This window comes from Nitratidesulfovibrio liaohensis, assembly GCF_011682075.1.
GTDB lineage: Bacteria > Desulfobacterota > Desulfovibrionia > Desulfovibrionales > Desulfovibrionaceae > Cupidesulfovibrio > Cupidesulfovibrio liaohensis.
Map to the genome: position 1 here is coordinate 1 of NZ_VSMK01000186.1, position 21,316 is coordinate 21,316.

21 protein-coding genes and 1 tRNA gene are annotated in these 21,316 nt (G+C 65.7%); 8 read left to right on the top strand and 14 right to left on the bottom strand.

Features of this window, described 5'->3' with window-relative positions:
• The first annotated feature begins 423 nt into the window (after window positions 1-423).
• Window positions 424-816 carry a pancreas/duodenum homeobox protein 1 gene (locus FVW27_RS07470; RefSeq protein WP_167124006.1) on the top strand — a complete coding sequence of 131 codons (393 nt, stop codon included), beginning with the start codon at window positions 424-426 and terminating at the stop codon, window positions 814-816.
• Between the two features lie 165 nt (window positions 817-981).
• Here the strand turns inward: FVW27_RS07470 and FVW27_RS07475 are convergent, their stop codons facing one another.
• From FVW27_RS07475 to FVW27_RS07505, 7 genes are all read right to left on the bottom strand, one after another.
• Entirely contained in the window at window positions 982-1,557 is a 576-nt protein-coding gene (locus FVW27_RS07475) for a TetR/AcrR family transcriptional regulator (protein WP_167124008.1), read from the bottom strand.
• An 842-nt stretch (window positions 1,558-2,399) separates the two neighbouring features.
• Window positions 2,400-3,242 (bottom strand): lysophospholipid acyltransferase family protein, encoded by an 843-nt coding sequence (locus tag FVW27_RS07480; protein ID WP_208294680.1) that lies wholly within the window; start codon window positions 3,240-3,242, stop codon window positions 2,400-2,402.
• A 190-nt stretch (window positions 3,243-3,432) separates the two neighbouring features.
• Entirely contained in the window at window positions 3,433-4,104 is a 672-nt protein-coding gene (locus FVW27_RS07485; protein ID WP_167124010.1) for a glycosyl transferase family 2, read from the bottom strand.
• A gap of 72 nt (window positions 4,105-4,176) precedes the next feature.
• Window positions 4,177-5,403 carry an AAA family ATPase gene (locus FVW27_RS07490; protein WP_167124012.1) on the bottom strand — a complete coding sequence of 409 codons (1,227 nt, stop codon included), beginning with the start codon at window positions 5,401-5,403 and terminating at the stop codon, window positions 4,177-4,179.
• Between the two features lie 248 nt (window positions 5,404-5,651).
• Window positions 5,652-6,371 (bottom strand): 16S rRNA (uracil(1498)-N(3))-methyltransferase, encoded by a 720-nt coding sequence (locus FVW27_RS07495; protein WP_167124014.1) that lies wholly within the window; start codon window positions 6,369-6,371, stop codon window positions 5,652-5,654.
• Between the two features lie 157 nt (window positions 6,372-6,528).
• Window positions 6,529-7,617 carry a glycine cleavage system aminomethyltransferase GcvT gene (gene gcvT / locus FVW27_RS07500; RefSeq protein ID WP_208294681.1) on the bottom strand — a complete coding sequence of 363 codons (1,089 nt, stop codon included), beginning with the start codon at window positions 7,615-7,617 and terminating at the stop codon, window positions 6,529-6,531.
• Window positions 7,618-7,977: 360 nt separating this feature from the next.
• Complete coding sequence (locus tag FVW27_RS07505) at window positions 7,978-9,696, bottom strand: hypothetical protein (RefSeq protein ID WP_167124018.1); 1,719 nt, start codon at window positions 9,694-9,696, stop codon at window positions 7,978-7,980.
• 652 nt (window positions 9,697-10,348) lie between these two features.
• On the opposite strand from FVW27_RS07505, the gene FVW27_RS07510 reads away from it, so the two are divergent.
• The 3 genes from FVW27_RS07510 to FVW27_RS07520 all read left to right on the top strand — a co-directional run bounded on the left by FVW27_RS07510 (window position 10,349) and on the right by FVW27_RS07520 (window position 13,476).
• The gene (locus FVW27_RS07510) at window positions 10,349-11,449 is read left to right on the top strand and encodes a GAF domain-containing protein (protein ID WP_167124020.1); all 1,101 of its coding nucleotides are present in this window, start codon (window positions 10,349-10,351) and stop codon (window positions 11,447-11,449) included.
• 50 nt (window positions 11,450-11,499) lie between these two features.
• The gene (gene mreB / locus FVW27_RS07515) at window positions 11,500-12,522 is read left to right on the top strand and encodes a rod shape-determining protein (RefSeq protein ID WP_012611495.1); all 1,023 of its coding nucleotides are present in this window, start codon (window positions 11,500-11,502) and stop codon (window positions 12,520-12,522) included.
• Window positions 12,523-12,645: 123 nt separating this feature from the next.
• The gene (locus tag FVW27_RS07520) at window positions 12,646-13,476 is read left to right on the top strand and encodes an inositol monophosphatase family protein (RefSeq protein WP_243838280.1); all 831 of its coding nucleotides are present in this window, start codon (window positions 12,646-12,648) and stop codon (window positions 13,474-13,476) included.
• A gap of 84 nt (window positions 13,477-13,560) precedes the next feature.
• Here FVW27_RS07520 and FVW27_RS07525 read toward each other — a convergent pair whose 3' ends face one another.
• A complete protein-coding gene (locus tag FVW27_RS07525; RefSeq protein ID WP_208294682.1) occupies window positions 13,561-14,274 on the bottom strand; it encodes an NUDIX hydrolase in 714 nt (237 codons plus the stop codon).
• Between FVW27_RS07525 and rimI the strand changes: the two genes are divergently transcribed.
• The 4 genes from rimI to FVW27_RS07545 all read left to right on the top strand — a co-directional run bounded on the left by rimI (window position 14,273) and on the right by FVW27_RS07545 (window position 16,269).
• The gene (gene rimI / locus FVW27_RS07530; RefSeq protein WP_167124022.1) at window positions 14,273-14,851 is read left to right on the top strand and encodes a ribosomal protein S18-alanine N-acetyltransferase; all 579 of its coding nucleotides are present in this window, start codon (window positions 14,273-14,275) and stop codon (window positions 14,849-14,851) included. The two genes, FVW27_RS07525 and rimI, sit on opposite strands and share 2 nt — an antisense overlap.
• 165 nt (window positions 14,852-15,016) lie before the next feature.
• The gene (tpiA, locus tag FVW27_RS07535) at window positions 15,017-15,772 is read left to right on the top strand and encodes a triose-phosphate isomerase (RefSeq protein ID WP_167124024.1); all 756 of its coding nucleotides are present in this window, start codon (window positions 15,017-15,019) and stop codon (window positions 15,770-15,772) included.
• A 38-nt stretch (window positions 15,773-15,810) separates the two neighbouring features.
• Entirely contained in the window at window positions 15,811-16,146 is a 336-nt protein-coding gene (secG, locus tag FVW27_RS07540; RefSeq protein ID WP_167124025.1) for a preprotein translocase subunit SecG, read from the top strand.
• A gap of 36 nt (window positions 16,147-16,182) precedes the next feature.
• Window positions 16,183-16,269: transfer RNA gene (locus FVW27_RS07545), tRNA-Leu, on the top strand.
• Window positions 16,270-16,462: 193 nt separating this feature from the next.
• Here FVW27_RS07545 and FVW27_RS07550 read toward each other — a convergent pair.
• The 6 genes from FVW27_RS07550 to FVW27_RS07575 all read right to left on the bottom strand — a co-directional run.
• The gene (locus FVW27_RS07550) at window positions 16,463-17,323 is read right to left on the bottom strand and encodes a substrate-binding periplasmic protein (protein ID WP_243838282.1); all 861 of its coding nucleotides are present in this window, start codon (window positions 17,321-17,323) and stop codon (window positions 16,463-16,465) included.
• Between the two features lie 413 nt (window positions 17,324-17,736).
• Window positions 17,737-17,901: a hypothetical protein gene (locus FVW27_RS07555; protein WP_012611502.1), complete on the bottom strand. Its 165-nt coding sequence runs from the start codon at window positions 17,899-17,901 to the stop codon at window positions 17,737-17,739.
• 80 nt (window positions 17,902-17,981) lie between these two features.
• Complete coding sequence (locus FVW27_RS07560) at window positions 17,982-18,767, bottom strand: LexA family transcriptional regulator (RefSeq protein WP_167124027.1); 786 nt, start codon at window positions 18,765-18,767, stop codon at window positions 17,982-17,984.
• Window positions 18,768-19,058: 291 nt separating this feature from the next.
• Window positions 19,059-20,309, bottom strand: a complete 1,251-nt coding sequence (gene lysA / locus FVW27_RS07565) for a diaminopimelate decarboxylase (protein ID WP_167124039.1) — start codon at window positions 20,307-20,309, stop codon at window positions 19,059-19,061.
• A gap of 178 nt (window positions 20,310-20,487) precedes the next feature.
• Window positions 20,488-21,051, bottom strand: a complete 564-nt coding sequence (locus tag FVW27_RS07570) for a hypothetical protein (RefSeq protein WP_341806105.1) — start codon at window positions 21,049-21,051, stop codon at window positions 20,488-20,490.
• A partial coding sequence (locus tag FVW27_RS07575; RefSeq protein WP_167124029.1) for a hypothetical protein occupies window positions 21,044-21,316 on the bottom strand: 273 nt, incomplete at its 5' end. The genes FVW27_RS07575 and FVW27_RS07570, both read right to left, overlap by 8 nt.

Consider the following 21,316-nt stretch of genomic DNA (forward strand, 5'->3'; position numbering starts at 1 on the left):
GGCCTGCGCGATGCGCCGGGGCTGGCCGCGCCGCGCGAACTGGCCGGGGCATTGGCCCTGGGCAGAGTGGTCCGCCAGCCCGTGATCCTGCCCGTGGACGTCGCCGACATGCTGCGCCGGATGGGGTAGGGGGCGGCCCGGTTATGCCGGGTCGGCAGGAATATGGCCAGGGATGGGGGATTGCGCCGTGCACCATCAGCCCCTTTGACCCTGTAAGGGGCTTGCTTCGCCGCCCTGTGCATGCTAGCCAGATTGTCCGCGAACTCCGCCAATGGCAAGGGGTTCCGCCGTCCGGGCCTTGGTGCCGGGACGGGTTTCCGCTCCATGGGCGCTGTGTCTCCATCCGGTCCGGAAGGCACGCCGCGCCCTGACGGGGCATCGGTTCAGCGCCGCCAGCCACTGCCGCGAAAAGGGATAACAGCGATGCCCACCACCAGCAGCGAACGCATCTTCACCCCCCAACGGCTTGCCACCATGTTTCCGCCAGAGCGGGCGGACGCCTTTTTCGACGCCCTGTATGGCGACGCGGAAGACGGCGCCTACGATATCGCCCTGGCCTTCGAGGGCGAGCAGGCCAACGGGCTGGAGTTTTCGTTCCAGCTCACCCAGCGTCCCGGCCACTGTCTGGCCTGCAATCTTACCTACGGTCTTCCGCAGGTTTTCGAGCGGCACCCCGTAATCGACCTGCCCGGCGTGGTGGCCAAGATTGCCGACGCCCTGAACAAGGCCGAAGGCGCGCTGCAATGGCGCCTGCTGCCCACCCGCGAGATGTCGCGCACGCTGCACGTCATTCCGCTGCTGGTCACCTTCGGCTGATTTCGTCTTTGTGTTTTTCCGGCGGGGTGGCGCCCGCACTGAACCATCCGCTCACCATATCGCTACCAGCGGGCCGAACCCATGCGGGTTTCGGCCCTTTTTCGTGCCACGAAAAAACCGCCCCTTGCGGGGCGGCTCTGTTTCGATGCGGGGAATGGCGGAGACCTACGGGGCGATGCTGCGCGAAATGAAGCGGATGGCTTCTTCGTACAGGTTCGGCGGGGCATAGGGGGTCAGCAGGCGGGTACGGTTGGCGCCGACCATCATCGAAATGATCACCTGCGCCGTTTCGTGCACCGGCAACTGGCGGATGGAGCCATCCTCGATGCCGCGGCGCAGTTGGTTTTCCAATTCGCGGGGGACCTGGTTGAACTTTTCGTACATCAGGTCGCGGTCGGTCTTGGTCTTCATGTCGCTGTAGGGCGAGCACCGCACAAGCACCAGCCAGTTGGAGGTCTTGTCGATGGAGAAGTCGAGGTAGGCGGTGCAGAAGTTGATGACCGACTCGTACCCGTTCTTGCCCCGGGCGGACGCATCGCGCAGCACGCCAAGGAACTGTTCAAGCACGTCGATGCCTGCGGCAAGGAACAATTTTTCCTTGTTGCCGTAATGGTGCGTCAGCAGCCCCAAGGCCACTCCGGCACGTTCGGAAATCTTCTTGAAGGTGGTGTCGGCATAGCCGTACTCACCGAAAAGCTCTTTTGCCGCATGAAGCAACGCTTCTTTCTTCGAGATGCTCATATCAACGGCCCGTGGTAGTGCTTGAGGTGTGTATACAGGGGCTCCGCATCCGATCATGCGGATGCTCGTCGTGGAGCCGCATAAGAACCGTCGGACCCGCACCCGACGGAACACCGGGAACACTTGAGCCTTCGCTGTTGGCCCGGCGAGGGGCCGCGAAGGGCTGCACCTGTGTAGCTCACATGCATGGGGCAGTCAACGCCGCCTGTGCGCACAGTGAAAATGTTGATGCGGGTTTTGTCAACTAGATTCCTCGGAAATGTTGCATTGCCATGCGCGGTAGTAACACGTGCGTTTGAATGGTTGATCAATCCAATATGGATTGTTGTGCTCTGACGGCGGGGTGGCGCAAAAACGAAGACGGCCCCACAATGGGGCCGTCTCGTGAGGAGTGTTCCGTTGCTCACCTTGCGCACCGAGGGAACCGACGAACCTGTCCAGGAAAGCGTGAAGGAGGCAGGCGGAGTGCGTCGGACCGGTTTGTTTGGCCAAGCAATCAGCAAGTAGCATCGCAACGATGACACGTCAAGGATGTTGGGGTGAGCCAACCGGGGGCAGCGGCAACGCCATGCCTGAAGATAGCGGCGCTAAGATTAGCGTCTTGCGTGAGCCCGAAGGAGGTGCGGACACTGGATGCCGCTGTTGACTGGTCAAACAAACAAGGCGGCTCCCGTAAAAGGGAGCCGCCTCGGAGAGGAGTGTACTGATACCAGGAAAGCTTGGCCGGTAGGTGCATACCGGAGGGTGGATGGTGCAGATCGCGCCCTAAGCTGACTGGGTAATCAATCAGTGCAAGAGAACTATAGTACCCACTCGGGTGGGTGTCAACACCTCAAGCCCTGTCAAGATGAAATGGCGCGAATTTCATTGCGCCATTCGGCAAGGCAGCCTTCGATGAAGGCATACACGCTCGCCTGCGCATCCTTGCCATTGCCGGAAACGGCAAGCGGCGGGGCAAAGCGGAAGTGCACCGTGCGCTGGGGGCGGATGGGGCCAAAATCCTTGATGGGCCAGCCGGTGCCCCAGGCATCGGTCTTCAAGGCCAGCGGCACCACGGGCACGCCAGCACGGCGCGCAAGCTTGACTCCGATGGAGTTGAACGTTTTGGGGTCCAGTGTGTCGCTGCGGGTGGCCTGCGGAAAGATGATGACGGAAATGCCGCGCTTCAGGCGTTCTTCGCCGCCTTCCAGCACGGCGGCCAGGTCGTCGCGGGGATTCACGCGGCCCACGGTGATGGGGTCGCGCGTGCGCAGCACATGCTTGAACACGGGGTAGTCGGCCAGGCTCTGCTTGACCACGAAGGTCACGTTCTTGTGCGGTTGGATGATGGAAGGCAGCACGAAGGTTTCCAGCGTGCTCATGTGGTTGCCCACGAACACGCACGGGCCTTCCAGGCTCGTGAAGTGCTCCATTCCCTCTATGAGCAGTCGCACCCCGGTGCGTTCCAGGGCATGGACCACCTCGATGCTGCTGCCCACCCACGCCGAGGCAGGGTACTCCCCGCGCAGGGCGGCCGCCGCCGCGCGGCGCACGATGCCAGCCATCATCGGATAGTAGGCCAGCGTGGGGAACAGCCGGGCAATGGGTCCGGCCGCATCGGCAGGGGTGGTGTATGCATCGCCGGTGAACGGCACGGGCATGTCAGGCACGGGCATGTCGGGAGTGGGGGGGGCGGCGTCGGTCATGTGGCGTATCCCTTTGCGGTCTTGCCGGGCGTAGGTCGCACGGCTGCGGCATGAACTGGAGCGGGAGAAGTGCGTTGCACCGCCGTATATCCCGGCGGCAGTGAAAGGAAAATACCCTTGTGGAGATGAACCGGCGGAGGCGATGAGGCAGATGGAGCCGACGCAAGAAATAGGTTGCTTCGACTTCTCGTCAGGGCGCGGCGTTCTCCTGTTCCTTCTTCACTTGTCGGAAATTCAGGCCGCCTTCGTCCAGACCTCGCCCGGAATCGTAGATGCCCACGGTGCGGTCGGTGAACCGCACGCTACGGGCGCGGCGGTAGTAGCGCAGCATGTTGCGGTAATCCGCCTCGTAGCTGCGACCCTGCCAGCCTTCGCAACGCACCACGGCAAGCTCGCGGGTCATGCACAGACACAGCGGATCAATGTTGCTCTGCCACACCGGATCGCGCCCTTCCTCGATCACCGGCAGGTAGGCGGCCTTGTGCGCCAGGCTTACGTCGATGCGCGCGATGAGCAGGTCAACGTCCGGGTATGCCTCATATATGATGAAGGCTTCCGGCGTCAGCGAGTTGTCGTCGTCCAGGAACAGGATGCGCCTGCCGCGCGCGGCCCGCAGCAGCCCGTTGCGGATGGCGTTGCCGTAGTCCTTGTCGGGCCGGAAGTCGAACCAGCGTACGAAGGCATCGGGGCGCACCCGTTCGCCTTTCACCCCGTCGAAGCCGATCAGCATTTCCACGTCGCCGGGGGCCAGCCCGGCCCGTTCCATGGCAATGCGCACGCTGTCGATGGCCAGCCCCAAGGCCACGGGGCGGTCGCCCCGGCTGGGAGTGATGATGGAATATTGCGGCGCGGTTTCGGGCATGGGTGGTTCCGGCGGGCTTGGCGTGTCGTGATGCTGCAGGGGCGGTGCGTCCGTATCTTTTCTGCGTGGCCACTACTCGGTGCGCGGCTTGCGCTGGCGGGCCAGCCTGCGCCACCAGTTGGTCAGGCGCTGCTCGTCACCGTGTTCCTTGGGCTGGTAGAAGCGGCGTTCCGTCAGGCCGTCGGGCAGGTAGTCCTGCTCTATCCAGCCGTCCGGGTAGTTGTGGGGGTACTTGTAGCCCTTGCCGTACCCCCAGTCCTTTTGCAGCTTGGTGGCGGCGTTGCGCAGGTGCATGGGCACGGGCTTCGGCCCGTTCAGCTTTATCTCTCGCGCGGCGTTGAGGTAGGCGGCATAGCTGGAATTGCTCTTGCGGGCCAGGGCCAGGTGCACCACCGTCTGGGCCATGGGGATGAACCCTTCCGGCATGCCCACGAATTCCACGGCCTGCTGGCAGGCAACGGCCAGCGGCAGGGCCTGCGGGTCGGCCAGGCCCACGTCCTCTGATGCGGAAAGAATCAGCCTGCGGCAGACGAAGCGCGGGTCCTCACCGCCTTCCAGCAGGCAGGCCAGGTAGTACAGTGCCGCATCCGGGTCGCTGCCGCGTATGGACTTGATGAGCGCGGAAGCCAGTTCGTAGTGGCTGTCGCCGTCCTTGTCGTGACGGCTGACGATTTCCGGCATGGCGGCGCGCACACCGTCCAGCCCCCGGTTTTCGGCGGGCAACCCGGCCACGTATTCCACCAGGTTCAGCATGGCGCGGGCATCGCCGTGGGCCATGCCGGACAGGAAGTCCAGCACGTCGTCAGTCAGGGGGGCTTCCTGCGCCGCACCGCCGCGCCTGCCCAGTTCCATCAGTTCCTCGCGGCCCAGCGGGCGCAGGCGCATGACGTGCAGCCGCGACAGTAGCTGGCGGGTCACGCTGAAGGACGGATTCTCGGTGGTGGTGGCGATCATGGTGATTTCGCCGCTTTCCAGGATGGGCAGAAAGAAGTCCTGCTGGGCCTTGGAGAAGCGGTGCAACTCGTCCAGCACCAGCACGTCCACCCCGGACAGTGAACGCCGCAGTTGCTGCAACCCGGCTTCTGGCGCGCTGAGGCGCAGCACCTTGGTGCCGTGGGCGTTGGCCAGCAGCAGGGCCAGCGTGGACTTGCCGCACCCCGGCGGGCCGAACAGCAGCAGGCTGGGCAGCCGTTCTGCGTTCAGCAGCGCGGCAATGCGCGGCGTAAGGTGGGTCTGGCCCACGAAGCCGTCGAGGGTGCTGGGGCGGATGCGTTCCGGCAGGGGCTGCTTCAGCGTCACGTCATGGTCTCCGGAAATGTAGGTCGGGCCGGTCTGCGGCTTCGGTCCTGTGTATCAGGCCCGCCGTGCAAGGAAAAGATGGGCGCGCGGCTTGGGACGTTGATGCGGGCGTTCGGAGCCGCCGGGTGCGTCTGGCCAGATGTGTTCGACCAGAGTACTCGGGCCAGATGCGTTGGCGGCATGTCTGAAAGCCGGGACCGAAGCCATGGCTGGTGCCGTTCGCATCCACTGCAACGACAGGCCGCGGGCTACCGTCCCTGCCGGGCCCACCAGTGCAGTCCCAGGCAGAGCATGGCTGCCGTTTCCCAGCGCAGCACCCGATTGCCAAGGCTGACGGCCTGCATGCCGGAATCCAGCAGGGCCGATACTTCGCGGTCGGAAAAGCCGCCCTCCGGCCCCACCACGAACAGGGTGCGGCCCGGCTGGCCCAAATCTCCGGCGCCCAGCAGCACGCCGCCGGTGTCGCCTTCCCACAGGATGAACCGCTTGGCGAAATCGCGGCTGGCCTCGGCCAGTTCGGCCACGCCACCGGGCAGGGTGCGCAGTTCCGGCAGCCACGGGTTGCGGCTCTGCTTGGCCCCGGCCTCCATCTGGGCGTGCCACGACTCGCGGGTTTCCTCGGGCACGCGCGACTGGCTGCGCTCCGCCTGCCACAGCCAGATGCCGCCCGCCTCCAGTTCCACCGCCTTTTCCATCAGCCAGCCCCGGCGCACTTCCTTGCCCCAGCCGATGGCCAGCACCGCCTGCGATGCCGGGGCCGGGTGCTCGGTGATCGACACCGGCGCAAGGCGCACCAGGGCCTTTTCCGTGTCCGTGACCCGGAATTCGCCCTCGCGCCCCCGGCCATCCAGCAGGCGCACCGAATCGCCCGCGCGCACCCGCACCACCTTGACCAGATGGCGGGCCTCCTGCCCTTCGAGCTGGTACGGTTCGGCCCAGCGTTCGGGCGGCAGGAAGAAGGTGCGCATGGTGTGGCTCCGGGGTGACGGATAAAGGGAATGTGGAGGGCGGGTGGTTGTGACCACAGGTCCGGCCCGCACGAAGTGTGGACCGGACCTGAAAAAGGGGTCAAGGGGGCGACTGCCCCCTTGCGGGGGGACGGGGGCAGCGCCCCCGCTTTTCCCTTTAGACGAGTTTAGTCCGCGCAGTCCCCTGCGTATAAAACGGCAGCGCCACGCGGGTGGCTTCCAGTTCCACCTTGGCGGCCTTGACCACGAAGGTCGGGGCCTCGGCATGGGCAACGGCAACGCGGGCCAGCGCCACGGCGTAGCCCAGCGAGGGGCAGAACGACCCGCTGGTCACCACGCCCGCAACGGTGCCATCGGGCAGGGCCACCACGTCGCCGTGGCGGGCGCTGCGACGACCGGGGATGGACAGCGCCACCAGCGGTTCGCGCACTTCGCGGTCCGCGCCCTTGCCCACGTAGTCGGCGGGGTTGGTCAGCATGGAGCCGTAGCCCGCTTCCGCCGGAGTGTGGGTATCGTCCAGGTCGTGGCCGTACAGGGGCAGGCCCACTTCCAGGCGCAGGGTGTCACGCGCGCCAAGGCCCGCGGGCTTCACGCGCTCGTCGGCCAGCAGGGCGGTCCACAGGGCCTCGGCCTTGTCCCAGGGCAGGTACAGTTCCACGCCCAGTTCGCCGGTATACCCAGTCCGACTGACCAGCAGCGACGCGCCGCCGAAGACCACGGAACGGAAGCCGAAATAGGGCAGGTCGCGGAAGCTTTCGCCCAGCACCGCTTCCAGAACGTCGAACGACTTGGGGCCTTGCAGGTCCAGCTTGGCGGTGCGGGCCGAGATGTCCTCGAAGGGCAGGGCGGCAGGCAGGCGCGAGCGCAGGGCGGCGAAATCGCTTTCCGTGCAGGCGCCGTTGACCACCAGCATGTAGTCGTCCTCGGCGATGCAGTACACGATGAGGTCGTCCAGGATGCCACCCGCCTCGTTCAGCAGAAAACCGTAGCGGCAGCGGCCGGGCTTCAGCGTTTCCAGGTTGTGGCTGACGGCGCGGGACAGCGCATCGCGCGCGCCGGGGCCGCGCAGGGTGAATTCGCCCATGTGGCAGATGTCGAACAGGGCGGCGGATTCACGCGTCTGCACGTGCTCGGCGATGATGCCGGTGGGGTACTGGATGGGCATGTCCCACCCGGCAAAGGGGGCCATCTTGGCCCCGGCGGCCCGGTGCCACGCGGAAAGCGGGGTTTGCAGCAGGTCCGACAAGGGGTGCTCCTTCGTGTCTCCGTTGGGGGTTGGCGCGGTCATGTGGTATGGGGGCGCGCTGCGCCGGGGCAAGGCGGTCTTGCGTCCGGCGCGAAAATTCGGTGCGCCGTGCGGCGCGCGCCAGAAATAGCGCGAGAAGGGATTTGCGGCAACCGGCTGGCGACCTGTGGAGGCGGACACGATGGGCGAGGTGGCAGCTGGCGTGACGGTTGTCGCAACGGGCGCCGCAACAATCTGCGGACAGTTGGGGGCTGCGGTCGGGCATGCGCAACGGCGCAGCGCGCGGGGCTGCGAAAGAGGCTGGTGGCGCACACAGCCCGCCACGCGCGAACGGCGATACCGCGCACAAGCGGCGGCCCGCTACGCGGCAACCTTGCGGGTGCGCTGGATGGCCCGGAACTCGTCCACCAATGATACGAGCTTGCCGTAGTTACGCTTGATTTCAAGGCCGCCAGTGGTCAGTTCGTCGTCGCGCTTTTCGATGTAGGTGCGCAGCAGGTAGCGGTCGTTGAGCATGTTTTCGCCGATGGCGATGACGCTGGATACCAGCGTGTCGAAATAGCTGACGATTTCGAACTTCAGCCCGTGCAGCAACTGCACCGCTTCCGCCAGCATGCGCCGGTAGCCGATGCGCTCGCCCCGGTACTCGCGGTCCTGAATGTCCTCGAGGTAGCGCACCTTGCGGGCCTGCTGGATGTAGCTGTATTTGGCCCAGACCTCCTGGTAGAGGTCGTGCAGGTGCCCGAAGGCCTCGTAGTTGTCCGGCGAGAGCAGGTAGTTGTCCAGCACCTTGATGACGTTGGCGAAGAATTCGTCGCTGTAGCCGATGATGCGCCGCTGGTGCTTGGACAGCCACGCGTACAGGAACTTCAGGCGCTTTTCGTCCGTATCGGTATTTTCGACGATCTCGTTGCGCTTGAAGATGATCCTGCCCGTGTATTCGCCGCGGGTTATGTCGTTCAGGCGCAGGAACATGTTGCTGGCGTCCTTGATGATGTTCAGGTCGCTCAGCACCTGCCCTGTAACGGGATGAATGACTTCCTGCGATTCCACGGACAGGGCGCGGTCCTGCCGCACGTTGTCCGGGTTGAACTTGTGCTGCCGGTAGGACACCCGCAGGATGACCACCCGCCGTTCGCGGTCCAGGAAGTAGCCCGCCTCGTCGATGGCGCGCAGGGCCTCTTCCTGGTCGGCGTCCACGCGCACCAAGGCCAGCTTTTCCACGCGGGGGTAGGGGCGCGAATCGCCCTCGCCGATCATGGTGGTGATGGTGCGGTCAGACTGCCCCAGCACGCGAATCATGAAACGTTCGCCCATCTTGTGCAGCCGCCGCGCGAACAGCGCGCTGGAGGTGCGCCGCTCGGACACGATGGGAAAGCCGTACAGCTCCATCAGGTACTGGTACACGAACAGCCGGTTGCGTTCGTACATCTCGTTGTCGCCCACGTCGAACTTGCCGATGCGCATGCCGAAGCGCTTGATCTCGCTGTCGAGGTCGGACGGGAACGAGGCGTACACGCCCCCCAGGTGGAAATGGCCGAAGCTGTCCAGCGCGAAGACCTGGGCGCGGTCCATGGCCAGCAGAAAGGGCATCAGCGCGGGGTAGTAGTCGAGCACGGAGGTGTCGAACCGCCCGAAGCGCTGGCGGAAGGATTCCTGAAAGGCCTTGGGCAGGCGGGTCTGCATGGCCTGCACGTTGCGGGCGATGACCTGCGATTCCAGCGGGCACGAGGCGCCTTCGGCCACGCTGGCCGTATCCAGCACCGGGTGCAGGATGTCGAACTGGAAGACTTCCTGGAAGTAGTTGAGGGGCCGCTCGAAGGCCGCCATGCTGAAGCCGGGCAGGTGCTTGTATTCCCACAGGTCGGCTTCGAACGAGGGCAGCAGCTCGCGCGATTCCACCAGCGGGTAGTCGGCGTGCTCGAAAAAGGGGCGCAACAGGCATTGCTTGACGTGCACCACGTCGAGAAAGCGCTTCAGCGCGGCAAGCGACGTAAGCTCCACCGGTTCGGACAGCAGGCCGTCCTCCCGGTAGATGAACTCTCCCTTGCTGAAGGCGTTTTTCAGAGTGATCTTCATGCGCCGTCCTGATGCCCGTGGCGCTTCGCCATTCCCCTCCGGCATGGCGAGGCGGATTGCAGTTGCCCCTTTGCGATATCCAAGCCTATTTTTTTTTCTAAAAAAATTCTACCATAATGTGACGGGTAAAGGTTCAGCCACAAGGGTTTCGTGGTATCCACGCGCCACGGGTGCCGCAGCGCGCGGGGCCATGGCGGGCGCGCGGCTGTTGCGGGAACCTGCCCGGCTTTGTTAAAGCACCGGTTGAAACGGAGCAGTGGGCCCCAGCGGCATTGCCGCAGTGCGGCAACGCACGCGGCGCCCCGGCCCGGCACCAGTCCGGCTGTCACGTGTCCGGCTGCATCTGGCGGGCTTGGCCTTTGGCTTGGCTCATGGCTGGCTGCAAACGTGGGCTGCAAGCGGACCGTACTGGAATAGGGTGGGGCTGCAATAGGGGGAATCCGTCGCCTCGCGGTCCGGTCGTCCGGCTGGCTGCAAGGTGTCTCCTTCCCGTTCGTCAGACGCTGTCCGCCCCTTGCGGGCGGCACCGCACGGGGATAGGCTGTTGTCCGCCTTCGTTCTTCCAACGGCGGCCTCCCTGCGTACAACGGCAGGGCCGCGCGCCATACGCCATGAACTCCGGCCACCGCACGGGGCCGGAGAGGAATCGGATATGAACAGCCAACGTTGCCACGAACGTATTCTTGCCATCATTTGCAGCGTATTCGACGCGTATTCCGCCGTGCTCTTTCTGCCGGACGGAACCAGCGCCGAAGGTGCCGACCTTTCGGCAGGCGCCGCCACGGCGGCAGCCACCGCCGCGCTGGACCGCGACAGCCAGTTGCACCGCCTTGCCGCCAGCTTCAGCCTGGGCGACATGGTGGACACCGGCACGGCCATCGCCCCGGGGCGCGGGCTGGTGGGCTGGATCATCCGCAACCGCGAGCCGCTGCTGGTCAACAACTTCGACCAGCGCCAGAGCCACCTTGGCTACTACCGCAGCAACGAGGAGGCCACCATCAAGGCCTTCATGGGCTGCCCCGTACCGGGCGGCGGCGCGCTGTGCATCGACAGCAAGCGGCAATATTCCTTTTCCGACAAGGACCAGAAGATCCTGCAACTGTTCGCCGACCTCATCTCCGGGGTCGAGGGCGTGGTCTGCCAGGGGGCCGGACAGGCCAGTCTGACCCGCTACTATGCGGCGTTGCAGGTGATCAGCGAACTGCGCGGGCGCATCAGCCGCTGGCAGCAATTCCTGGCCGAATTCCTGCGCCTGATGGCCGAGGCCACCGGCTTCGACCACGCGCTGTTTGCCGCCCGCGACGGCGACGGGCAGAACTACATTTTGGAAGGCGAAAGCCACCAACTGCTGCTGGGCAAGGGCGACGCGCCCATGTACCCCATCGGCAACGGAATCGTGGGCTGGGTGTTCCGCAACGATGCCCCGGTGTACACCGAAGGCACCGACGGCGCCCCCATGGCGCCGTTGTTCGGCAAGGGGGCGCACATGCCCGCTTTCCGCTCCGTCATGTGTCTGCCGCTGATGATCAACAAGGTCACGCGCGGGGTGCTGTGCCTGGGCCACGGCGATCCGCGCGACATCCCCGACGACCTGCGCGCCTTCACCCGCATGTCGGTGGACCATCTGGCCCTGTTCCTTGAGAACCTGTACCTGAAGAGCAGGCTGCGCGAACTGCTGCCCAAGGCCCGGCTGGAACGTCGCGTGCCTGCGCCCGCTCCGCACGACCGCCCCGATAGCGACACCGACGACTGACACCGCCGCAGGGCATCGTCGACCGACACCGCAACCGCGAGAGCCACTAGATGCTGCGCAGACTGTTCGGCTTCCTGGGCAAGGACCTTGCCATGGATCTGGGTACGGCCAACACGCTGCTGTACACCCGTGCCGAGGGCATCGTGCTGAACGAGCCTTCGGTGGTCGCCCTGGAAACCGACCGTAACACCGTGCTCGCGGTGGGGCGCGAGGCCAAGGAATTCCTTGGCCGCACCCCCAAGCGCATTCGTGCCATCCGCCCCATGAAGGACGGCGTCATCGCCGACTTCGAGGTGACGCGGCAGATGATCGCCTTCTTCATCCGCAAGGTCATCAGCGGTTTTTCGCTGGTCAAGCCGGGCATCGTCATCTGCGTGCCCACGGGCATCACCCAGGTGGAAAAGCGCGCGGTCATCGAATCGGCCCACCAGGCTGGCGCGCGCGACGTGCGCCTGGTGGAGGAGCCCATGGCCGCGGCCATCGGAGCCAATCTGCCCATCCACGAGCCGTTGGGCAACATGGTGGTGGACATCGGCGGCGGCACCACCGAGGTGGCGGTGATCACCCTGTCCGCCATCGCCTACGCGGAATCGGTGCGGGTGGCGGGTGACGCCATGAACCAGGCGGTGCAGCGCTACTTCAAGGAAGAATTCCAGTTGCTCATCGGCGAGAACACCGCCGAGCGCATCAAGATGGCCATCGGTTCCGCCTTTCCCCTGCCGGAACAGCTGATGGTAGAGGTGTCCGGCAAGGACATGGTGAGTGGCACCCCCAAGGTGGTGCGCGTCACCGACGGTCACGTGCGCGAGGCCCTGCAGGAGCCGGTGCGCATCATCGTCATGGCCATCCGCAAGGCACTGGAAAAGACCCCGCCGGAACTTTCCGCCGACATCGCCAGCAACGGCGTGTTGCTGGCTGGCGGCGGCGCGCTGCTGAAGGGCCTTGGGGCGCTGGTCTCGCGAGAGACGCGCCTGAAGGTCATCATCGACGACGACCCGCTGACCACCGTGGTGCGCGGCACGGGCCGCACGCTGGACGACGGGAAGTTCTACCGCCGCGTGTACATCAACTAGGCGCCGCCCTGTGGCGGGCAGCGGGCCGGGTCACCTCTCGCCAAGGTGCGGCCCCGCAGGCCCGCAAACGTGCTGGTGCGCCGCAATTCCGGGTCAGGTCCCCCCCGCCCGCAACGAGCCATCATGCCCTCCACGTTTTCCCCAGTTCCTTCCGGCCTTGCCGCTTCCCCCTTTGCAGCCCCCCTTGCAGCGCAGTTGCCGCGCATTCTGGAGATCATCCGCGAAAGCGGCGCTCTGGTCATGGACCACTGGCGCAAGCCGCGCAACATCCGGCTCAAGGGGCGCATCGACCTGGTGACTGAAACCGACCTTGCGGTGGAAGCATTTCTCAAGGACCGCTTGAAGGACGTGGTGCCCGGTGCCACCTTCATGGCCGAGGAAAGCGCAACCTCGCGCACGCCCCAGGGCATCTGTTGGATCATCGACCCCATCGACGGCACCACCAACTTCGCCCATTCGCTGCCCTTCGTGGCCACCTCCGTGGGGTTGTGGCACGAAGGGCGGGTGGTGCTGGGCGTCGTCAATGCGCCCGTGCTGGGCGAGTGCTTCTGGGCGGTACGGGGCGGCGGGGCGTTCTGCAACGGCGAACCGTTGCGCGTTTCCGACCGCGAGCCGCTGGAACAGGCTGTCGTGGCCACCGGCTTTCCCTACACCATCAGCGAGGACGTGGACACGGTGCTTGCGCGGTTGCGCAAGGCACTGGTGACCACGCGCGGGGTGCGCCGCTGCGGTGCGGCGGCCATCGACCTTGCCTTCGTCGCATCCGGTCGGTTCGACGCCTTCTACGAGGCGGACCTGAAACCGTGGGACACGGCGGCGGGCTGGCTGCTGGTGGAAGAGGCGGGCGGGTGCGTGACCGGATTCGACGGTGCGCCGTACGATTTCACCAACGAGGGCATTCTGGCCAGCAATGGCCGGGTGCACGAAGCCATGCGCGCGGTGCTGGCGCTGTAGGCCAGCCTAGGCCAGCCCAGGCCAGTTCGGGGCGGTCGGGTCTGGCGCAGGCCGATTCAGGCCGATTCCGGGCAGTTCAGGGCTTCAGGACTGTTCGGACAGTTCCGGCTCATCGGCATGAACCGGGCAGGGAATGTCGCGGAACACGTCGCCGCGTTCCGTGGCCCAGACCAGTGCGGGCGTCAGCATCTCCCGGAAGTGTTCAAGCAGTGCATCAAGTTCGTCGGCATCCACGAACATGCCGTCGGCCACCTCGTCCGGATTGGGCTGCGGCGCTTCGCCCACGGGCCCGGCCGCAAACAGGGTGATGTGTGCGTAGCCCGTTGCCTCCGTGGCGGGAATTTCGGCCCGGCGTATCAGGCGGCCCGCGGCGATGCCCAACTCCTCGCGCAGTTCGCGCAGGGCGGCGTCCTCGCGCGATTCTCCGGCCAGCACGTGCCCGGTGGCCGAAAGATCCCAGCGGCCAGGGTACAGGTGCTTGTTCGCGGCACGCTTTTGCAGGTAGATGCGGCCCTCGACGTCGTACAGCATGACCAGCACCACCCTGTGACGCAACGGCTGGCGGCGGGCCTGGGCAATGGGCATGACCATCAGGGGCCGGTCACGCTCGTCGGTGATTTCCAGGCATTCCACGCCATCGGCAGGGGCCGCGTCGTCCTGGTGCCCCGGTTTGCCCTTGACGCTTCGGCGCGGGGCCGTCCGGCTGCGCGGTTTGGCGCGCCCGCCCTTGGCGGCGGGCAAGGGACGGCGGGTGTCGACCGCTTCGTCCGCAGCATGTGAAGGAGGGCGTTTGCCCATGCAGTCTCCTGTCTGTTCCGGGTCCGGCGGGGGCCAGCGCGGCCCTAGGGCAGAGTTCTTCCGCCTGGGCTCCGGCGACATCGTTGAAGTGGCCGAACTGGAGCGCCAGTGCTTTTCCACCCCGTGGAGCGAAGAGCAGTTTCATCTCGCCTTCGAGCGCAAGGTCTTTTCGGTGTTCGGCCTGCGCGATGCGGGGCGGCTGGTGGCGTACGTGGCCGTGTACCACCTGGCGGGTGAACTGGAAATACTCAACGTGGCCGTGCACCCCGACCAGCGACGGCGGGGGCTGGGCCGCCGCCTGCTGGCCATCCTGTTGCAAGTGGGTGCCAAAATGGGCATACATAGGGCCGTGCTTGAGGTCCGCACCGGCAACGCCCCGGCCATCGGCCTGTACGAAGGGCTGGGGTTCACCCGCGCGGGCGTGCGGCCGCACTACTACGGCGATACCGGCGAAGATGCCATCATCTACGAATGCGACCTTGCGGGCTGGGCTTGCCGCGACCCGGATTGCGCCGCCCCGGCAGGCGGGCTTGGCGCCGAGCCGGACGGGGCAGGCGCAGATTCCGGCGAAGCCTGAGCCTGCGGGCTTCCTGCATTCTGGCGCGGGCATTGGGCGCGACACCTGGCGCGGGGCCCGACGGGCAGGACATTTCGGACGGCATACCGTCCGGGCACGATATTTCGAATGGGCACATCCGTCCGCCATCGTTCACCTTTCACGCAACACCGTCCGGAGACCCGCATGAAGAAGCTCATGGCCGCCAACTGGAAGATGTACAAGACCGCCGGTGAAGCGCGGACCACCGCCGCCTCGCTGGCGGCGTTGACGGCGGACTCGCTGCCGGACGACCGCGAGGTGGTGCTCTTTCCGCAGTTCACCGCGCTGTCGCCCGTGGCCGACGCGCTGCGCCATGCCGCCGGGTATTCCGTCGGCGGGCAAGACGTGTACCCTGCGGCGGAAGGCGCCTACACCGGGGAAATTTCGCCGGGCATGCTCATGGACTGCGGCTGTGCCTGGGTGCTCACCGGCCATTCCGAGCGTCGCCACATCATCGGTGAAAGCGATGAACTGGTGGGCGCCAAGACCGCGTTCAGCATCAACGCCGGGCTCAAGGTGGTGCTGTGCATCGGCGAGACCATTGAGGAACGCGAGGCAGGCCGTCTGGGTGAGGTGCTGGAGCGCCAGTTGGCCACCGGCCTTGCCGGGGTGAAGGGGGATGCCGTGCCCAATGCCATTGCCCTGGCCTACGAACCGGTGTGGGCCATCGGCACCGGCAAGGTGGCCGGGCCGCCGGAAATCGTCGAGGCCCATGCTCTGGTGCGCCAGTTGCTGGTGGCCCGCTATGGGCAGCCGGGCAACGCGGTGCGCATTCTGTACGGTGGCAGCGTCAAGCCCGAGAACGCCCGTGAAATCATTGCCCTTGACAATGTGGACGGTGTCTTGGTAGGAGGCGCTTCTTTGCAGGCTGACTCGTTCAGTCGCATCATTCTGGCGTAAGCCGTGCCCCGGCGCGGAGTTTTCACAAGGAGAGTACGGTGCAGACCCTGATCCTGACCCTGCATGTGGTCGCGTGTCTTGCCCTGATCGTGCTGGTGCTGCTGCAATCCGGCAAGGAAGGCATGGGCGTGATCTTCGGCGGCGGCAACACCTCGCTGTTCGGCAGCACTGGCGCCGGCGGCATGCTTGCCAAGCTGACCGCGTTTCTGGCGGTCCTGTTCATCATCACGTCGCTGTCGTACAACGTGCTCACCAGCAGCCGCAAGTCGGACGATTCGACCATCCTGGACGTGAAGCTGGAAGACGTGCAGCCCGCTCCGGCGGCCCCTGCCGTCCCTGCCCCCGCAGCCCCGGCCGAACAGAAGCCCAACTAGCAGTGCAAGTTTCGGCGCGCCTTGCGCCAACCCCGTGCCGAGGTGGTGGAATTGGTAGACACGCTATCTTGAGGGGGTAGTGGGAGAAATCCCGTAAGGGTTCGAGTCCCTTCCTCGGCACCACAGGAGTATCGCGCAGGCGAGCGGAAAAGGCCCCTTTCGGGGCCTTTTCGCGTTTCCGGCGCTCGGAACAGGCTATGCAGGAAGGAATGCACGGCGGAGTCGCGCCACCCGGAACGGCTACATCCGTGTCAGGAGGTGGCGGGAGGTGTAGCCGGAAGCGGCCGTGAACGGATTGCGGGAGCGGGCGGGAGGGTCAGCGCTCGACCGCGCCGCTACGGGGGCAGTTGCGTTCTTCCGGAAACGAGCCGGTCGGGAAATACGGGGTATAGGGCTGCACCATGCGGGAAAAATCGCTGGTGCCGGGGCTGCCGCCATTGCAGCGCATGGCATCCAGGGTGGATTGCAGGCGGTGCAGCAGGGCGTCGTCAACGTCGGGGTTGAACGCCATGTACAGATCCAGCTTCTGGAGCACCATGGAGACGGCGTATTTTGCGCTGTCGATGTTGCCCTGTTCCATCATGTACAGGGTGGAGTGGATGTTGAAGGCCAACACGTCCACTCTTCCGGCGGCCAGCATGCGCACTGCGTCGCCCGGGGTGGTGGCGGCGTGCAGCATGGCGGAGGGCACCCCCTGCTCGATCAGCAGTTGTTCCCCTACGGTATTGCGCACCGTGCCTACGCGCAGACCTTGCAGGTCGCGCCATTGGCGGGGTGACAGGCGGCTGTCCTTGCGCACCACGGTACCCACGGTCACCCGCATGATCGGGCCCACCCATTTGAACTGCTTTTCGCGTTCACGCGTGCGGGCGGTGCAGAACAGCAGTGCATCCGGGGTGTTCCGGGCCAGGTGATAGGCCCTGGGCCATGGCAGTACCCGGATGTCTTCTGAAGACAGAGCAAACCCGTTGCGGCGCAGGACTTCCATGACGATATCCACGCCGGGGCCGCGTGGTGCGGTGTCCTGAACGAAATTGAAGGGGGGAAGGTCTTCGGTGAGCAGGGTAAGGGCACTGGCGGGACGCGGACACGCAACGCTGTTGCTCAACACGGCGCAAATGGTCAACACGACCAGACAGGCACGCAGCACGTGGGCGCGGGTGCCGACAGGAAACATTGTCGGCACGGATTTGCGCTGCCGCGTTGTGCAAGGGCACGGCGTGGAGCGTGCAGGCGGTTCGCCTGCTGCGCTGGATGCGAAGGAGAAGGTGTTGCCAGGCATAAAGCGAACGACCATGGGGCGACGAATGCCCGTGGAGTTGACCGCGTGGAGATAACGCACGGTATGCGCACGACGTCAACGATTGTGAACAACTATCACCCGACGTCGGGGCCGGGTCAATGCTGGCTGGCCCTGCACCTGAAGGGGGATACGGTGGGGATGGCTGGGGGCGGCTACGCACAAGGGCAAGGTGCAGGTGTCCCGGCGGCCCGCCGCGAGGTGTGGCGACGGGCCGCGTCCGGTGGTTCCGGGATGTCGGGACGGGCTGGCGCAGAGTGGAGCCGCGGCAAGAGACGCAACGGACCGTCCTAGTTCAGGCGGTTGATGTCGAGGGGGGCGCCGCAGCAGGGGCAGATGTCCACGCGCTTGCCGCTGAAACAGGTACCGGCAAAGAACATGGTGCGGAACTTGCGCTCGATGGAACTGTACAGAACCCAGAGCTGATGGCCGCAGGTGCAGAAACGCTGTTGCATGACGGTCTCCTTGTGACTGTGGTGAGGCATGTCGCCGGTTGTCGTGTTTATAAAAGTGAACATGCCGGATAAAAAAGGGGTTACCCCAGTTCACGGCACAGCCAGACCACCCGGCCTATGACGCGGAACTGTTCCAGTTCATCGCCACGCACGCGAATGGGCGAATACGCGGGGTTGTCGCTGACAAGGGCAAGGCCGTCCGGGGTGCGCATGACGCGCTTGACCAGCACGGCATCTTCCAGCCCCACGGCGTAGACCTGGCCGTAGCGCAGATCTTCTGTGGCGCGATCCACCAGCACGGTGTCGCCATCGCGGATTTCCGGTTCCATGCTGTCCCCAACCACATCCATGAGCACCATGGCCGAAGGGGTGCCCTTGCGGGCCAGCCAGGCATGCGCGAAAGGCTGCCCGCCCACGGGCATGGCCTGCACCTCGAACGAGCCGCCGCCGGCGCTCAGCCGGGCGCGGACCTTGGGCACCATGTGCACGGCGGAAGGCAGGTCCACGTGGTGCGTGCCAGTCATGCCCGGGCGCAATGTTGCCGCGCGACCGGGAACGGTCCCGGCTGGCCGGGCGTGCCCGGTAACGGTCTGCGAAGGGGCGCTCACCGCCCCGTGTGCCGCTGCCGCGAGGGCTTGCGCCAGTGGGGCAGGGCGGGGGGTACCGCGCCCGTATTCCAGCCAGTCGGGGGACAGGCCGAAGACCCGCGAGAGCCGCAGAATCCACTTCTGGGGGATGGCATCGCGGTTCTTGGCCTGGGTGATGGCGCTGCGGTTCACCCCCAGCACGCGGGCAAGTGCCTGCTGCGTGGTGATGTCCGTGCCCTGCATGACCCGGGCGAAGAAGGTGTCGAAGGCATCCGGCATGGTGGTGTCCTGTGCTGGCGGCTTCTGCCGCCCGTGGTGCGCTGGCGACGAGAGGCTTTTCCGGTCGTCTTGTTCACTTTTATAAACAATATTCCGCGCCGAGTGCAAGCAAAAATTTGCGCTACAAGCAAAAATTTGATGGACGGGCGCAGCTATTGTTTTCTCTTTTATATTAGATTTTTGGCGGGAATAGCGCCCACATTGGCAATGTAAAAGGGGTCCTGCGGGACCCCTTGATGGCGTTTGCATGCCCGGGTGGGCGCACTGGCGCAAGGCTGTGCGCCCGGGTTGTCACTCTTCTGCGTGCAGTTCCGGGGCCACGAGATCGGCCAGGGTTTCACGCTTGCGGATGCACCGCGCCGTTGCCCCGTCCACCAGCACCTCGGCTGCGCGGGGGCGCGAGTTGTAGTTGGAGCTCATGGAAAAGCCGTATGCCCCGGCGGAGAACACCGCCAGAAGATCGCCCTGCTGCATGCCCGGCAGAATGCGGTCGCGCGCCAGAAAATCGCCCGATTCGCAAATGGGACCCACCACGTCGGCGGTGATCTCGTCGCGCCCGGCGGGCTGCACCTCCGCGATGCGGTGGTACGACTGGTACAGTGAGGGGCGGACAAGGTCGTTCATGGCCGCGTCCGCGATGATGAAGTTCTTGCTGGGCGTGGACTTGGTGTAGATAACCCGGCCCACCAGAATGCCCGCGTTGCCCGCAATGACCCTGCCCGGCTCCAGGATCAGCGACAGCCCGCGTCCGCGCAGCCGTTCGGACACGGCCTCGCCAAATTCCTTGGGGTGGGGCGGGGTCTCTTCTCCGTAGGTGATGCCGAGCCCGCCGCCAAGATCCAGATGGGTGATGGCAAGCCCCAGGTCGCGCAGCCGTTCGTGGAAGTCCAGCACCCGGTCCAGCGCCTCGAGGAACGGCGCAAGGGTGGTGAGCTGCGAGCCGATGTGGCAGTCGATGCCCACGGGCTGTACGTTGGGCAGGTCGCGGGCCAGCAGGTAGGCCGCCTGGGCCTGTTCCATGTCCAGCCCGAACTTGTTGTTGCGCATGCCCGTGGAGATGTACGGGTGGGTCTTGGGGTCCACGTCCGGATTGATGCGCACGCCGATGCGCGCGGTGCGGCCCATCTGCCCGGCCACGGCGTTGATGCGCTCCAGTTCCTGCACCGACTCGACGTTGAACAGCAGGATGTCCGCCTCCAGTGCGGCGCGGATTTCATCGTCCTGCTTGCCGACCCCGCTGTACACGATGCGCTGGCCGGGCACCCCGGAGGCAAGCGCGCGGTGCAGTTCGCCGCCGGACACGATGTCCATGCCCGCCCCCATCTCTGCCAGCAGGCGCAGCAGGTGCACGTTGGAATTGGCCTTGACCGAATAGCAGGTCAGGTGGCCGACGCCGGTGAACGCGCTGTCGAAGGCTTGGAAATGGCGGCGCAGGGTGGCCGCCGAATAGACGTACAGTGGGGTGCCGTAGCGACTGGCCAGTTCGCGCACCGACACGTCTTCGGCGTACAGTTCGCCGTTGCGGTACTGGAAGTGGTGCATGCGTTCCTCCTGACGGGTCAGGTTGGTGGTCGGGCTGCCGCTGCCGGGTTGGCCGGTGTGGTAACCGTAGTCCAGAGGGCGGACGCCGATAGTCATCCGGCGTCAACAGGCGTCTGAACGGGCGTCATCCGGCGTCTCAACGGGCGCCATGCCGGGCCGGGTCTGGTTTCCCGCGCCGTTACGGAATCACGATCTCGGTCTGTTGCTGGGGGCGGGAGTCTTCCACCGGCAGGTCTAAGCCGGGGGCGTTGGGATCCACCACCAGCGTCTGCACCTTGCCAAGGGCATGCGCGAAGCGGGTCAGCACGTTCACGCCCACCATGCGCCAACGATAGGCCGGGGCCTTGCGGTCGGGGCACATGGTAACGTCCACGATGGCGGTGCCCTGCGGGCCGATCTGTTTTTCTGGCCAGAATTCCTGGCGTGCCGTGGCCTGGAAGGGGCACCCGGCGCAACTGTCCGCACTGCCGTCTATCGGCTGGATTTCAAGGATCACCGAAGCCAGGTTGTCCACGTTGCCCTGCACCTCGCCCCGTGCGGCGATGCAGCCGTTGGGCGTGGTCGTGGCCGTGGTGCTGCGCCACTGGAACAGTTCGCGGTGGTCCTGCGGCACGGGCATGATCTTTTTGCCGCACGCGGCCCCAAGGGCCAGCACCACGCACAGGGTGACCACGGCGGCCATGCGGCGGCCACGGACCGTACGAGGGGCGGATGCGCCTGTCAGGGTGGATGCGTCAGTCACGGTCGTCTCCCGGTGCTGCCGGGGGCTGGTCGGGAACGGTATCTTCGGCATGGGCTGGGCCTCCCCAGAGCAGTTTCCATTCGTTGAGCAGTTGCAGCGCCCCCATGGGCGTCAGGTGATCGGTATCCAGGTCGCGCAGGGTGGTCAGCAGCGGGTGGGCCACCGGTTCCGTCCTTGCGGCAAGCAGGGCGCGCGGCCTGGCGGCCTGCTTCGGTTCGGGCATGTCCAGCCCCGGCAGCACGGCGCGTGCGGCGCGGGGGGCTTC